Source organism: Microcoleus sp. MON2_D5, from assembly GCF_036701905.1.
Taxonomy (GTDB): Bacteria; Cyanobacteriota; Cyanobacteriia; order Cyanobacteriales; family Microcoleaceae; genus Microcoleus.
This window is the reverse complement of record NZ_JAUBRM010000004.1, coordinates 89065-103321: the sequence shown is the minus strand read 5'-3', so window position 1 is coordinate 103321 and position 14257 is coordinate 89065. Positions and strand designations below refer to the sequence as shown.

12 protein-coding genes and 1 pseudogene are annotated in these 14257 nt (G+C 45.9%); 3 read left to right on the top strand and 10 right to left on the bottom strand.

Going from position 1 to position 14257, the window contains the following annotated elements; translation table 11 throughout:
* The 4 genes and pseudogenes from QUA47_RS02630 to QUA47_RS02615 all read right to left on the bottom strand — a co-directional run.
* A pseudogene (locus QUA47_RS02630) lies at positions 1-2390 on the bottom strand (hypothetical protein); the annotation flags it as partial.
* Positions 2391-2712: 322 nt separating this feature from the next.
* The gene (locus QUA47_RS02625) at positions 2713-3888 is read right to left on the bottom strand and encodes an ATP-grasp domain-containing protein (protein ID WP_333429603.1); all 1176 of its coding nucleotides are present in this window, start codon (positions 3886-3888) and stop codon (positions 2713-2715) included.
* A gap of 22 nt (positions 3889-3910) precedes the next feature.
* On the bottom strand, positions 3911-4972 hold the full coding sequence (locus QUA47_RS02620; RefSeq protein ID WP_333429602.1) for a DMT family transporter: 1062 nt from the start codon (positions 4970-4972) through the stop codon (positions 3911-3913).
* Positions 4973-5114: 142 nt separating this feature from the next.
* Positions 5115-5615, bottom strand: a complete 501-nt coding sequence (locus QUA47_RS02615) for a YbgC/FadM family acyl-CoA thioesterase (protein ID WP_190661416.1) — start codon at positions 5613-5615, stop codon at positions 5115-5117.
* Between the two features lie 142 nt (positions 5616-5757).
* Here QUA47_RS02615 and QUA47_RS02610 point away from each other — a divergent pair, with 142 nt between their 5' ends.
* Positions 5758-6609 (top strand): universal stress protein, encoded by an 852-nt coding sequence (locus tag QUA47_RS02610; protein WP_333429601.1) that lies wholly within the window; start codon positions 5758-5760, stop codon positions 6607-6609.
* Between the two features lie 120 nt (positions 6610-6729).
* Here QUA47_RS02610 and psbM read toward each other — a convergent pair whose 3' ends face one another.
* From psbM to QUA47_RS02580, 6 genes are all read right to left on the bottom strand, one after another.
* On the bottom strand, positions 6730-6843 hold the full coding sequence (gene psbM / locus QUA47_RS02605; RefSeq protein ID WP_006631488.1) for a photosystem II reaction center protein PsbM: 114 nt from the start codon (positions 6841-6843) through the stop codon (positions 6730-6732).
* A 292-nt stretch (positions 6844-7135) separates the two neighbouring features.
* A complete protein-coding gene (locus tag QUA47_RS02600) occupies positions 7136-7432 on the bottom strand; it encodes a 2Fe-2S iron-sulfur cluster-binding protein (protein ID WP_006631487.1) in 297 nt (98 codons plus the stop codon).
* 118 nt (positions 7433-7550) lie between these two features.
* On the bottom strand, positions 7551-9446 hold the full coding sequence (locus QUA47_RS02595; RefSeq protein WP_333429600.1) for a TolC family protein: 1896 nt from the start codon (positions 9444-9446) through the stop codon (positions 7551-7553).
* A gap of 141 nt (positions 9447-9587) precedes the next feature.
* Entirely contained in the window at positions 9588-10973 is a 1386-nt protein-coding gene (locus QUA47_RS02590; RefSeq protein WP_333429599.1) for a TIGR03279 family radical SAM protein, read from the bottom strand.
* Positions 10974-11046: 73 nt separating this feature from the next.
* Complete coding sequence (locus QUA47_RS02585) at positions 11047-11814, bottom strand: methyltransferase domain-containing protein (RefSeq protein WP_333134987.1); 768 nt, start codon at positions 11812-11814, stop codon at positions 11047-11049.
* A 142-nt stretch (positions 11815-11956) separates the two neighbouring features.
* Positions 11957-12175 carry a hypothetical protein gene (locus QUA47_RS02580; protein ID WP_333285031.1) on the bottom strand — a complete coding sequence of 73 codons (219 nt, stop codon included), beginning with the start codon at positions 12173-12175 and terminating at the stop codon, positions 11957-11959.
* 209 nt (positions 12176-12384) lie between these two features.
* Between QUA47_RS02580 and QUA47_RS02575 the strand changes: the two genes are divergently transcribed.
* Positions 12385-13296, top strand: a complete 912-nt coding sequence (locus QUA47_RS02575) for a tetratricopeptide repeat protein (protein WP_333429598.1) — start codon at positions 12385-12387, stop codon at positions 13294-13296.
* 39 nt (positions 13297-13335) lie between these two features.
* The gene (locus tag QUA47_RS02570) at positions 13336-14232 is read left to right on the top strand and encodes a tetratricopeptide repeat protein (RefSeq protein WP_333429597.1); all 897 of its coding nucleotides are present in this window, start codon (positions 13336-13338) and stop codon (positions 14230-14232) included.
* Positions 14233-14257 lie beyond the last annotated feature (25 nt).

Below are 14257 nucleotides of genomic sequence, written 5' to 3'. Positions count from 1 at the left end.
TGTTCTAACTCGGAGATTTGAGATTGAAGTTGATTTTGATTCTGGTTTGCTGTCTCGGCTTGACTTTGAATTTCCGACAGTTGAGAATAAACTTGCGAGCGTTCTGTGTTAGCAGTTTCTAGCTGAGATTCCAATTCCGAGCGACTTTGACGCACACTTTCTAGCTGAGCTTCTAAGCCGGATACTTGAGATTGAAGTTGAGTTTGATTTTGATTAGCTGTTTCGATTTGACTTTGCAATTCCGAAATTTGAGAAGTGAGCTGAGCTTCCAATTCAGAGCGACTTTGACGCACACTTTCTAACTGTTGTTCTAACTCGGAGATTTGAGATTGAAGTTGATTGTGATTCTGGTTTGCTGTCTCGGTTTGAGTTTGCAATTCCGAGATTTGAGAATAAAGTTGCGAACGTTCTGTGTTAGCAGTTTCTAGCTGAGCTTCCAATTCAGAACGAGTTTGACGCACACTTTCTAACTGATGTTCTAACTCGGAGATTTGAGATTGAAGTTGAGTTTGATTCTGATTGGCTGTCTCGATTTGAGCTGGGAATTCCGAGAGTTGAGAATAAAGGTGCGAACGTTCTGTGTTAGCAGTTTTTAGCTGAGATTCTAATTCAGAGCGATTTTGACGCACAGTTTCTAACTGATTTTCTAACTCGGATACTTGAGATTGAAGTTGAGCTTGATTCTGATTGGCTGTCTCGATTTGACTTTGCAATTGCGAGAGTTGAGAATAAAGGTGCGATCGTTCTCTGTTAGCACTTTCTAGCTGAGATTCTAATTCAGAGCGAGTTTGACGCACAGTTTCTAACTGATTTTCTAACTCGGATACTTGAGATGGAAGTTGAGCTTGATTCTGATTGGCTGTCTCGATTTGACTTTGCAATTGCGAGAGTTGAGAATAAAGGTGCGATCGTTCTGTGTTAGCACTTTCTAGCTGAATTTCTAATTCAGAGCGAGTTTGATACACACTATTTAGGTGATTTTCTAACTCGGATACTTGAGATTGAAGTTTAGCTTGATTCTGATTGGCTGTCTCGATTTGACTTTGCAATTGTGAGATTTGAGAAGTGAGCTGAGATTCCAATTCAGACCGACTTTGACGCACACTCTCTAACTGTTGTTCTAACTCGGAGATTTGAGATTGAAGTTGATTTTGATTCTGGTTTGCTGTCTCGGTTTGAGTTTGGAATTCCGAGATTTGAGAAGTGAGCTGAGCTTCCAATTCCGAGCGACTTTGACCCACAATTTCTAACTGTTGTTCTAACTCGGAGATTTGAGATTGAAGTTGATTTTGATTCTGGTTTGCTGTCTCGGCTTGACTTTGAATTTCCGAGAGTAAAGAATAAAGGTGCGAGCCTTCTGTGTTAGCAGTTTCTAATTGAGCTTGCAGTTCTGATAACTGAGACTGGAGTTGCGAGTTATCTCCCTCCTTGCGATGTATCTGAGACTCCAGTTCTGACAACTCAGCCAGCAGTCTCTCTCGCTCTAAAACAACCATTTCGGATTGAAGTTGTAGTTCATGAAGTTGAGAGTTTAACTGCATTTTATCCAGATTAGCAGCTTCTAACTGTGTTTGCAGTTCTAATAATTCAAATGGAGGTTGCTGTGCTTGTTCGCGAGCGGTTTGCAATTGAGAGTTGAGTATTTCGCGTTCTTGCTCTGCACTCTCCAATTGAGCTTGTAGCTCTGACAATTCCGAAGTAAATTGCGATCGCTCTGCTTCGACTAATTGCAGTTGAGTTTGCAAACCAGACAATTGAGACTGAAGTTGCTGCCGCTCTTCAATGGAGCGATCGAACTTAATTTGAATTTCTGACAACTGGTACTGTACCTGCAATCTGCTTTGAGTAGCAGTCTCCAACTGATTCTCAAATTCAGACAGCAAAGCCTGAAATTGAGAACGTTCTGCATCAACCCTCTCTAATTCTGCTTGCCTTTCCAGCAATTGAGCGTTAAGCTGCGATCGCTCCTGCTCCCCAACTTCTAACTGATATTTAAGTTCTGCCACTTCTGCTAACTGCGACTCAGCTTGCTTAGCATTTTCTAGCTGAAACTGCAAATCAGCAATCAGAGAATCAATTTGCGATCTATCTTCGGCAATTCCTGCCAAAAATCCTTCCATTTCCGACACTTGATTTTTTAAAATATCTTGCTCGCGAGTCACACCCTCAAACCGACTTTGCAACTGGGACAATTCAGAATTTAACTTATTTTCATTCTGAACCTTTTGCCGCAATTCCGAATTTCGGGCATCCAACTGAGCAGCCAAATTCGATATAGCCTCCTGCGAACCCTGCATCCGCACCAAATTGCGTGAATTTCGCTTATGCAAAATTAGCCAGCAGACTAATGCCCCGCCTCCTAATCCTATCAATAAAAGTAATGCTTGCATTTTTTTTTCTAATTAATATAAAGTGAGTTTTTTTGCCCCTGACCAAAAAATGGACATCCACAAATCGCTATCTTAGATCGTTTCCGGTTGCATCGGAATAATAAAATCGACTCAACAGTTAACAATCAACCATGCAGTTTTGCGACCCGCCCGTCAACAGTCAACAGTCAACAGTCAACAATTCCGGAGGAGTGCAACCGGAATTGATATTACTCAAAACTATCACAACTTGCCAGCCTGTGTTCACTTGATCCAACAATTTATATTTCTTTACAAATCCCTTTTGTTTACAGGTAAGGTGCAGCGCACCCTGCAAGTCCGATTAATGAAGCAAATCCACAATATGAGGAATAATTTCGATATGCTGAGTCAGCAAATAATCCAACCTATCCGCGAGTAAACTAAAAATTAAATCGTTATAACTCATTCCGTATTCCGCCAAACCTAAAGCTACCAAACTCGTCACATTTTCCCCAGGGTGTTTCAGATCCGGTTTGGGATTTGCTTCCAAAACATAAAGTGAGCCATTCGCATCACTCCTGACATCAATCCGCACCAAACTGTTCAAACTAAACTCCCAATAAATTTTTCGAGCTAACTCAATTAACTCTTGTTTTAGTTCAGGTTCCTCACCACCCATTAACCGTCCTCTATCTGCCGTTATCGCCTTTTTATCCATAGAAGTAAAGATGCGTTCTTCCGGCTCTAGCACCCGCTCCACAGTCGAAAAAGCAAAGGGTTCTGTACTTTTATCAAATCTGCCTTTAGCATAAGTAACATAGCCGCAGACGGCTACACAAAATTCTCGTCCAGGCAAATACTTTTCAATTAAAGCAGTATTGTGAGTGTCTCGGTGAACTTCCGCAACCGCCTGAGACAAACTCTCAATCTTATCTACAAAATGAACGTGCAGCGAAGCGCGACCGGATACAGGTTTAACAACAAACGGCCCTTGATAGTCACCAAAAGCAATGGCAAAACGCTGATGCAAATTAGGCTCCAAAATTCCTTGAGAAGGATGCCAAGTCATAAACGGAGCGGTTTTAATTCCAACTGATTGCAGTTCCCGTTTAAAAGCGTGTTTATTATCTAACGTTGAACTGTTTAAAGGATTGTGACCGACATAAGGCATTCCCAACATTTCCAACAAGGCGGGAGTGTGACAAACAGGATTGTAGCCCTGGACTCCACCAGTATTCAGCCACACTAAATGAATATTTTTTTGTTGGAGTTGTTCCGGCAAGTTCATGTCGTCAGGTAGGACAAAGACGTGCTTAAAGCCAATTTCTGCTAATGCTTTAGCAATCTCGCGGGCGACGACTTCGTAACTCTTCCAAGCGCGGGGATTGTGAGTTTTGTAAATCACTGATCCGGGGCGATCGCAGTCGCCGCCGAACACCACAGCAATCCGCAATTTAGCAAAGAGTACCTCCAAATATTGAGGCAGCAAATTAAAGTCATAATGCCAGCGATTCCGGTTAATTGATGGGGGAATCATTTAAGTATTTTTCCTCTTTGTTTCATTTTTTAGCGACCGAACCGCTAGATTTACCCAAATATATTCCAGCCAAAACCACAGAGAAAGCAAACCAATTAAACAAGCTCAAACTTTCCGAAAACAGCACCCAAGCCATAATCGCCGTAATTACGGGTTCTAGCAGCAGGAAAAAAGCTACAAATTCCGAGGACAAACGACCTAGACTGTGGATAAGCAGTCCCTGACCGAAAGCTTGGCAAATCACCGCCAAAGCAATTACAGTCAGCCATCCCTGCCAAGAAGAAGGGAAAACTCGATCGCCCGCAAGCAGAACCAGTGGCAAAACCAATATACTCCCAATGAAACATCGCCATATCAATATAGTTGTTGCCGGAAACTTGGTTCGCAAGTGTTCTGAAATGAGCAGATTTCCTGCATAAAACATCGCCGATAAAAGAGCAGCAAGGTCGCCGACAAGAGTATCTCCCGCCGTTTGCAAATCTTCCATGCCGATCGCAATTGCGCCACACAAAGCCACCGCCAGTCCCACCAAAAACCTGTTGTCAAAGCGCCGCCCCAACAGCAGCCATCCCCCCAAAGTAGTAAATAAAGGAGTTAAGTTTCGCAGTACAGTAGAATTAGCGACATTAGTCTGACTCAGTGACCAAGCCCAGAAAACCACAGAAGCAGAAGAAACCACGCCTACCGCTGTTAACAGCATCACATCCTGCAGAGTGTAGTTCGATCGCTCTTCAACTTGTTCCCCAGACATTCGGCGACGCGCAGCACCCGCACCATTCCACACTCCAAATACTACAGTTGCTATCCACAAACGGTTAAAAACAGTAGCATTCGGGCTGATTTCCCGTTCGCTCAACCTAATAAAAATCGCAGCCAGCGACACCGCTAGCAGCGCCGCCGACAAGGATGCGATCGCCCAAATTTTGCCTTGACTGTCAGCTAATTCACCGTTTTTTAAACTGTCAGGCTTTCCTGAAACAAGAGTTTTGTCTTCAGTTGTTAAGGCAGAGTTTAACTCGGTTTTTTCCAAAATATTGCGCTGAAGTTCAATATTTGGATCTGGCAATCCTAGTTTTTTTGACATTATTAAAAGTTCCAATGAAGGCAGAAAGCAGTTGTGTAGAGTGCGTGACAAAACAATACTTTGCAGGCGAAGGGAATAACTCAAAAGTCACGCACTCTACTTACTATGGCTGCAAAAACTATTTTTTATAGTTAACAGCAGCTTAGGCTGAAGGTTTGACAGAAAGCCTTGTCAAAGCCTCCTTTAGCGCCGGCGGCAATTGCCGGATAATCTTGTTCTTGTCGCGATCGACACCAACCAAAGTTACCTGTGCTGTCACATATAACTCCTGAGTATCAGCCGATCGAATTTGGTAATCCCAAAGCAGCCGCACACCCTCGGTAGCAGCGATCCGCGTTCTGACTGCCACAGATTGACCCATTTGTACAGCCCGGTGGTAGCGCAGCGAAAGTTCCACCACGGGCAATTCCAAACCCTGCGCCACCCAGTCTGCATACTCGATGCCAAGAGAGCGCAAACTTTCCACCCTAGCTTCCTCCATCCAAGCCAGATAAGTCCCGTGCCAAACCACACCGCTGTAGTCAGTATGGTGAGGGTACACTCGCACCAAATATTCAAACCAGCCCTCAGAGTCGATCCCGCGCCGATTTTGAATAGCACCAGCCGGTGCGAGTTCTGGTTGAGTTCGATCGTTTTCTAACACGTTACAAATTGTTCCAAAACGCTACATTTCTACAAATCATAAAGCAAACTTCAGGCTTATGCTTGACATTAAGCCACTAGAGTACCAACGCCCTAGTTAGAGCGTCGCACAAGAAAACTCAACTATTTTTACCGCCCAAACCATGATAGAAAAAATTTTAGTAGCCGTCGCCGGTCGCGGCTTGTGCGAAGAGATGTTTAATATGTTGATGGACATCCCTTCCTTGCAAAAAGCCTCTGTCACTGTCTTGCACGTCGTGCCGCCGCAAGTAACATCCGAGGGCATGGCAGCCAAGTTGGAAGAAGGAGGCAAGATCTTAGCACAAGCAGTCCAGTCTTTGAAAATAGAGCCCAGCAAAGTCAATCCCCGGCTCAAACAGGGTGATCCGAAAACAACAGTTTGCCAAGTCGCAGAAGAAGAACAATCCGACTTAGTAATTATGGGTTCCCGGGGACTCGGACGGCTGCAATCGATTTTGGAAAACTCAGTCAGCCAGTACGTTTTCCAGCTAACATCCCGACCGATGCTGTTAGTAAAAGACGACATCTACGTCAAAAAAATCAAGCGCGTCATGGTGGCAGTAGACAAATCAGAAGCTGCCAAACAGTCATTGCAGCTTGCGCTATCTTTGGTCAAAGAAGTCAGTGGCGGAGAGATAATTTTAGTACACGTCACTAAAGATTTGACGGGAAAAGCCAGCGAAGATTTAACAGCTAGTGCTGAAAAAGACCCCGTATTAACTCCGGCAGTAGCACTAGCGAAACAAATGGGAGTTAGCTACCGCTGCGTTAGTGCTACAGGCAAGCCAGGGGAAGAAATTTGTCGGATTGCAGACGACATGAATGCCGACTTGTTGGTGCTCGGTTCCCCGGATCGGCGACCCAACGTTGCCAAAAACTTTGTGGATATCGATCGACTCCTGGGAAATTCGCTATCAGACTACGTGCGAGTTTATGCCAACTGTCCCGTCTTGCTAGCCCGCACAGTCGGCTAGAATCTCATCGTTAAGAGCGAGCAGCTAACACTCAACAGTTAACAAAAAAAGCGCCTCAGCAAAAAGCTGTTGGCGCTTTTTTTTGCAAGCAGCAAAGCCAGACAGAAATAGCAGCAGTTGCTAATCTTTTCTGCTTTGACGGCTAGCCGTTTGAATGTACAGAATGATTAGAAAAACGCTGGGAACCAATACAAACAGAATGGTTGCCACAAACCCTAAATCGTTAACTTCCATGAAGACGCTCGCCTCTATCGGAAAATAGGAAAATACACACAACTAGGATATCACTCAAAGGCGAAAGGCAAACTCGAAGATAGAAGGAGGACTGGCAGACAAGCGTCGAAACCCGGTTTCTGTCTGGATGCCTGGCAGCCCAACCTTTTATTCCTAGAAACCGCGTTTCTTTTCCTAGGTCGGCAAAAGGAATGATTATACAGTTAAATAGGAAAAAAAAACAAAATTCTTGGATTCTGAATTTTTCTTTCCTTCTGCATAAAAGCATCTCTAGCCTTCTGCCTTCTGAGAGTCACGGTTTAGTCTTCACGCTGACCTGGCCATTGACCATAGCTTGACAAGCCAACCGATAGTTTTCGGGCTTTTTCTTGAGCTTGCGGTTTTCAAAGTCAGTGCGCGGCGACAGATTTTCACTTCCCTCGACAATTTCCACAATGCAGGTGCCACATTGACCTATGCCCCCGCAATTCATGAGCTTTCCCGAAAATGTGTACAAGTCGATGCGATTTTCTAGAGCTTTGAGCCTCAAATTGGCCCCGTCTGCTGCGATGACTTCCTGATTTTCCTTCACAAACTTGATATTGGCCATTGCCGATTTCCTAACGCAGTTGACATGGAACTCTATTACAAAATATTAACGAATGTGTCAGACGTTTAATACAGGATGTCCAATTGTTCTGGTAATTAAAGCTCGCCCCAACTCAATTTCAAGGAGCATCCGAGAGGTTATTCGTGGGAAGATTGCTCACAGCCCGCTGAAGAGACGAAAGCCCCAGGTTGTAGGTGACAATTGCCGACAATCGGTTTCTCTCAGCCCTAGTCAAATCAGTTTCCGCCTGAATCACATCCGTCTGAGTACCCACACCAGCTTGAAACCGCAGTCTCGCCAAACGCAAAGCTTCCCTTGACTGCAAAACCCCCGCCTCAGAAGTTTCGATATTCTCAAAACTCGACTCTAAGCCAAAATAAGCTTGTTCCACTTCGCGGCGAACCTGGTTGCGGAGTTGGTCGAATCGACTTTCGGCGATCGTAATATCAGCATCCCGCTGTCTCACCCTGGCGTTCGCCGCGCCTCCATCGAAGATACTCCAAGTCAGACTCGCCCGGATCGAATAACCATCGGCCCAGCCGCGAGCAGCAAACGGGTCCGGGTCGTCAGGGTCTTGCCCCAGCACGTTGTAACTACCCCCAACACTCAGTTGAGGCAAACGCCCCGCCTGAATCGATCGCCTCTGCTGCTTGCTGATATCCCTCTGCACCAACTGCTGTTCCAACTCGGGGCGATTCCTAAAAGCCTGCACGATACTCTCTTCCAAAGACAGCCTCCAAGAGCCGGCTTGCTCTACCGGATCAGCCGCTGTCAAGTTCGTTGACTGGCTGATATTCAAAATCTCAGCCAGACGCCGCTGGGCAACTCGCTGATCGCGGCGGGCTACTGACAGTTGTTGCACTTCGTTAGCCAAATTTGCCTGAGCCTGCAACACAGCAAACCGGGTTCCCACCCCTGCCCGTTCCAAGGCTTCGGCATCCCGCAAACTTTGCTGGGCATTTCTGACCGAAGCTTGGCGGATGGCAACTTGTCCGTCCGCGTTTTGCAAGTTGTAGTAAGCCTCAGCAGTGTCGAAGCGCAGTTCCTCGGCTTGGCGTTCCACATCCAGTTCCCGAAGGCGCACCTGTTCCTCTGCCGCGCGGATGTTAGCCCGCCGCCTTCCGAACAAATCGATGTCATAGTTCAACTGCAAAGTGCTGTTGAGACTGTTGCTGCCGAAATTTGTGCCGGCTTGGGGGGCGGGCTGCCCGGTTCCGTTAGCCCGAGAGTTTAACTGGCGCTGCAATCGCCGGACTCCGAGTTCTCCGCCAGCAGTCATTGAACGGCTGGCGTCCATTTGAAAATTCAGGTCTGGATAAAGAGCAGCTTGCTGTTCGCGCAAAGCTGCTCTGCTTTGTTCCACTTGCTGTCCGGCGATTTGCAAAACTTGGCTGTTGCGGCGGGCGAGGTCGATCGCCTGCTGCAAGGTAATTGACTCTGTTTGCTCGATCCTGACATCCTCGGGGTTTGTCGGAAACAGCAGCGGATTCGGGTTGGGTTCCAGGGAAGCCGGAGGATTGGTGTTTAAGAGGCCCCTCGGAGGGAGAGGGGGGAAACTTTCGTTCGGAGTGCCCCGGAGAATGGGTACCGGGGAACTCGGCACAGGAAGATTGTTTGGAGGGTTCGGGGAAGGCTGCTGAGCGTCTTTCGGTTCCAACCCTCTTAGAGGTGTTGAACCGCCCTGAGACAGAGTTGATGGGGAAGCCGGAGCAGCCTGTTGAGGCTTTGATGCTTGCTCGGGCCCGGTTGGGGTAGTTGATGCGATCTTGGCTCCCCCTGGCTGCTGAGACTTGGAGGTTTGAGGGTTAAGGGCGATCGACTGTTCCGTCTCTGATGCTGATTCTGCCGCTGTGTTCGAGGTCGATCGAACATTCTGCCCTAATTCGAGCTGATTGCTAAGGGCGGAACTGTCCTGAGGTTGAGCAGGAGTCTGTGCTGAAGCACTCTGTGCGGCGTTGCTGAAAGTAATTGCAGCGCCCACTCCGACTACGATGATTTGACGAAAAACACGCATAATTTTTTAATTACTCTGCAATCCTAGAGACAATTTTAGAGCAAGATTGAGGTCTCAAGTTTCTAGTCTGTAGCCTGAACTCGACGGTTACAAGTCACAATTACCCTACTCATCTTAACTTTTGAATGTTCGATTCAAAATTTAGAATTTAACTTCAGCATTTGCCAGACCGATCGCCGCCGATATTAGTTCCTCTACTCCGCTCACCGGCAAAATCCGGGTTTTCAGCGAGCTGGCGAGCTGTTCGAGGGTCATGTCGTCTAGAAAACGCGGTTCCCCCTGTTTTAGCATCACCGACGGCAGCAGGATACCATCTCCCAAGTCTCGCCCCTGCAAAGCTTCGAGCAAATCTTGCCCGGTGAGCAAACCCGTAACAGTGATAGTTTGTCCCCAGTAGTGGCTGCACAGTGCTGCCATGTTGACGGACAAGCCCGGAATTTGGTTTAGTTGTTGTACGATCGGCTCAAAAGCTTTTTCCACAGCATTCCCCACCACCCAAACTAACTTGCGCGCAGGCTCGACTTGCATCGGTTGCAGCTTCTCAAAAGCCGTTTCAAACTGCTGGATAAACTGGCGGATAGAACCGACACCGTTACCAATTTGCGGATAATCTTCGTAATCTGCAGCCGACGGCAAATCTAAACCAGCTATTAAAAACCACTCGTCCGCCAGCCAAATGCACCGCGATTTTGAATTCGGCTTTTTCGCCCTTTGGCCACCTTTTCCTTTACTCAAAAGCACTTGAATTTTCTGCACTTGCTCGATTACTTCTCGCGCTTTTTCCGCAGTTACTGCAATTAGTTCATCTTCGGCTGGGCGAAAGCGAGTTAAACCTACTGGCACTACCGCCACCGATGCTACAGCCGGGATATTTCCGGTATGAAATTTTGCCAAATCTAACAAAGTGCGTTCTAAATGTTCGCCATCATTAATACCGGGACAAACAACTACTTGAGCGTGAATTTGCAAGCGGCGTTCTTGAAACCATTTGATTTGTTCGAGAATCTTCCCAGCGCGGAGATTTTTTAACAGTCTAATTCGTACTTCCGGTTCGGTAGCGTGCACGGAAACATAGAGAGGAGAAAGCCGCATTTGTTGGATTCTGTCCCACTCTTTTTGAGTCAAATTTGTCAGAGTGAGATAGCTCCCGTAAAGGAAGCTGAGGCGGTAGTCATCATCTTTGAGATAGAGAGTTTCTCGCTTTCCCGGTGGTTGTTGGTCGATAAAGCAAAAAGGGCAGCGATTGTTGCACTGAATTAGTCCGTCAAAAAGAGCCGTTTCAAATTCCACTCCCAAGTCTTCGTCATAATCTTTTTCTATTTCTAACTTGTGAGTTTTTCCTTTAGTGTCTAATACTTCTAATTCTAGAAATTCATCGGCGCACAGGAATTGATAGTCGATCAAGTCGCGGGGTTTTTGACCGTTGATGGCGACGATTGAGTCTCCTGCTTCAAATCCGATTTCGGCGCCGATGCTGTCGGGGATAACTTTGGTGATTAAGGCTGGTCGGATTGATAAGTCGCTCATATTTATTAGTGATTGCCCATTAGTTATTTGTTATTATTGGGACTCTGTTACACTTGTTTTGAGTTGATAAAACTTAGGCTATTTTATCGCCAACGATGACAGCGATTGGAACCGCATAATGAATTTCCTCGCCTCGAAAATGCGCGCCAATTCCGAGACTATCAACACCAATATCCTCTCTAAAGATTTCTCTGATTTTCTGGTCATCGCCGGGGTTGGGAAAAGAAGCAGCTAACTGTTGTTCTAGCCCAAGTTCTACCTTGTAAAAAGCCAATTTAACATTTTGAAGATTGGCATCTGCGACTAATTTTGGAAACTCTTCCAGAGTCAAGGCGCGAGTATGAGAGGGATCGCGCAACTTCTCAATCCGGTCATAAGCATTCACTTTATCCGCTGGCAAAGCAACATCAGCAATGAGGATTCGACCACCTGGACGACATACGCGAACCATCTCTGATAGAACAACATCTGGCTGCAAAAAATGATGGAAAGCGTAACGACTCAGAACCAGAGAAAAAGTAGCATCGGGAAAGGGTAGTGTTTCAATATCTCCTTGTTGCCAGGACAGATTAATCAAGTTTTTCTGTTGCGCCAGAATCTGGGCTTGTTCGAGCATCGCTGGTGTGATATCAATGCCAGTAACGTGACTGGCAACTTCCGCAAAAGCACAACTAACAATACCTGAACCGCAAGCAACATCTAGAACAGTGTCTTTGTCAGATACACTCGCCATTTCTCTCAGCAGGTACAGAGACTCTTGATTGGTGTGAGCGTACAATTTAGAGAAGGGAATTGCCTGACGAGTGAACTGGTCGATGATGGATTCCTGATGTGCTGTCATAGTTTAGGATGTGGCTAGCGGAGAATGTTTACAGTTTAACTTGTCTAGGCTGAATTTGGCGATCGGCCGATCGCTTCTGCCAGTCTAGGCGAGTGAATTGTCTTTAACAGAATTGACTTGTCTGGTTGCTAAACATACAGCATTATATTTTTTCCACAAACAGTCCTGCAATCCGCACCTCAAAAGTTATTCCAGGTAGCTGAGGCTGCCATCCAAATTGCATGGCTTGCCGTATCCATTGTGCTGCATCAGAGGGTGTTACTGGTCTCATTTGGTTAGTACCCCAACATGGAGGATGAGGTCGATCCGTGAGAATAACTAACACGCCCGCCCGGTTTTTCAGCGTGTTGGATAGCAACATGAATATTTCCGCAACCGTAGTCTGCTTGCATATTAGTAGCTTGTCTTCGGATTAGCCAGATGAAAGGCTGCCCATCAACAATTATTTTTCTGGTTCCTTTTTTCGGTATTGACATAGTTTGCTAAGGTCGATCGGCTTTAGCATCAGGGTTAGTTCTGGGTTGTGAATTTATTTGAGCTGTGACAGAATAAGGCAAAAATCTTTAATTTATGAAATTCAAAATCTTGACAGGGCTCCTAACCGGGTTAGTTGCTTGTACCACAAGTGTACTTTTTTGTCAATCCAGTAGGGCGGGAAATGATAGCTTTTTTAACAACGGCACTCTCAAATATATTAACACTGGGATTCTGAATGCAGAACCCGTGATGTGCGCTGCTGTTAATCAAGAGGATACTGGTACAAATAGGACTTTACTATTGACTCTGAAGCAGGGGAGTGATACTGAGGCTACATTGAAAAAACTGCCAAAAGTTGACTTAACAGTTGTAGAGTTTACCAACAGTCAAAAGTACAGCGTTGCTCACATTGGCAACTCAGATTTGGCGGCAGGGACAAAAGCTGAGGATTTGTTTATTCGGGGTGAGCAAAAATATGAAAAAGGAGATTATCAAGGCGCTATAGCCACTTACACTCAAGCAATTGCGCTTAATCCTAACTATGCCCAAGCCTACCACAACCGGGGAAATGCCCGCTCTAAATTAGGAGACAACCAGGGTGCTGTAGCCGATTACAACCAAGCTTTACGAATTAATCCTAACTATGCCAAAGCCTACTACAACCGGGGAATTTCCCGCTCTGAATTAGGAGACAAGCAGGGTGCTGTAGCCGATTACAACCAAGCTTTACGAATTAATCCTAACTATGTCTTGGCCTACAACAACCGGGGGCTTGCCCGCTTTAAGTTAGGAGACAAGCAGGGTGCTGTAGCCGATTACAATAAAGCTTTGCGAATTGATCCTAACCATGTTAATGCCTACTACAACCGGGGACTTGCCCGCCGTGGCTTAGGAGACAAGCAGGGTGCGATTCAAGACTTTCAGAAAGCAACAGATTTATATCAGAAGCAAGGAGATCAAGATAGCTATCAAAAAGCCCTTAACCATCTAAAAAAACTTAAATAAACTGCAACAAACGTCTTTTTTTATTGATAGGTAAAATTCATGAAGTTGTCTCAAAAAATTTCCATCGCGTTGATTGGTGCTGTTGCAATAAGTGCGATCGCACAACCAACCCCAGTTTGGGCTATATGTGCTCACGTTCAGAGTTCGCTTGTGCTGACACAGACAAAAGCTGAGGATTTCCTTATTCTAGGTGAGGCAAAGTATAAAAAAGGAGATTATCAGGGTGCTATACAAGCTTTCAGCCAAGCAATTGTGCTTAATCCTAATTATGCCGAAGCCTACAACAACCGGGGAAGCGCCCGCCGTACTTTAGGAAACAGCCAGGGTGCTGTAGCCGATTACAACCAAGCTTTGCGAATTAATCCTAATTATGCCGAAGCCTACAACAACCGGGGAAATGCCCGCTCTCAATTAGGAGACAAGCAGGGTGCACTCGCTGATTTCAACCAAGCTTTGCGAATTAATCCTAACTTGAGCTTTGCATACAACAACCGGGGAATTGCCCGCCGTGCTTTAGGAGACAAGCAGGGTGCACTCGCTGATTTCAACCAAGCTTTGCGAATTAATCCTAACTTAGAAGCAGCCTATAACAACCGGGGAATTGCCCGCTCTGAATTAGGAGACAAGAAGGGTGCTGTAGCCGATTACAACCAAGCTTTGCGAATTAATCCTAAGTATGCCGAAGCCTACACCAACCGGGGGGAAGCCCGCTTTGGTTTGGGAGACAAGCAGGGTGCTCTAGCCGATTTTAACCAAGCTTTGCGAATTAATCCTAACTTAGCCCCTGGCTACTACAACCGGGGGGAGGCCCGCTCTGAATTAGGAGACAAGCAGGGTGCAATTCAAGATTTTCAGAAAGCAGCAAACTTATTTCAGAAGCAAGGAGATAAAAATAACTATGAAAAAGCCATTAACTTTCTGAGGAGACTTCAATAAACTGCCGCCTTACTAATCGCTATAG

Bases quoted from the DNA above. Each gene is read 5' to 3' on its own strand.
- QUA47_RS02625 (WP_333429603.1), bottom strand. From the start codon at position 3,888: ATGATTCCCCCATCAATTAACCGGAATCGCTGGCATTATGACTTTAAT.
- QUA47_RS02620 (WP_333429602.1), bottom strand. From the start codon at position 4,972: ATGTCAAAAAAACTAGGATTGCCAGATCCAAATATTGAACTTCAGCGC.
- QUA47_RS02610 (WP_333429601.1), top strand. From the start codon at position 5,758: ATGATAGAAAAAATTTTAGTAGCCGTCGCCGGTCGCGGCTTGTGCGAA.
- psbM (WP_006631488.1), bottom strand. From the start codon at position 6,843: ATGGAAGTTAACGATTTAGGGTTTGTGGCAACCATTCTGTTTGTATTG.
- QUA47_RS02600 (WP_006631487.1), bottom strand. From the start codon at position 7,432: ATGGCCAATATCAAGTTTGTGAAGGAAAATCAGGAAGTCATCGCAGCA.
- QUA47_RS02595 (WP_333429600.1), bottom strand. From the start codon at position 9,446: ATGCGTGTTTTTCGTCAAATCATCGTAGTCGGAGTGGGCGCTGCAATT.
- QUA47_RS02590 (WP_333429599.1), bottom strand. From the start codon at position 10,973: ATGAGCGACTTATCAATCCGACCAGCCTTAATCACCAAAGTTATCCCC.
- QUA47_RS02585 (WP_333134987.1), bottom strand. From the start codon at position 11,814: ATGACAGCACATCAGGAATCCATCATCGACCAGTTCACTCGTCAGGCA.
- QUA47_RS02580 (WP_333285031.1), bottom strand. From the start codon at position 12,175: ATGTTGCTATCCAACACGCTGAAAAACCGGGCGGGCGTGTTAGTTATT.
- QUA47_RS02575 (WP_333429598.1), top strand. From the start codon at position 12,385: ATGAAATTCAAAATCTTGACAGGGCTCCTAACCGGGTTAGTTGCTTGT.
- QUA47_RS02570 (WP_333429597.1), top strand. From the start codon at position 13,336: ATGAAGTTGTCTCAAAAAATTTCCATCGCGTTGATTGGTGCTGTTGCA.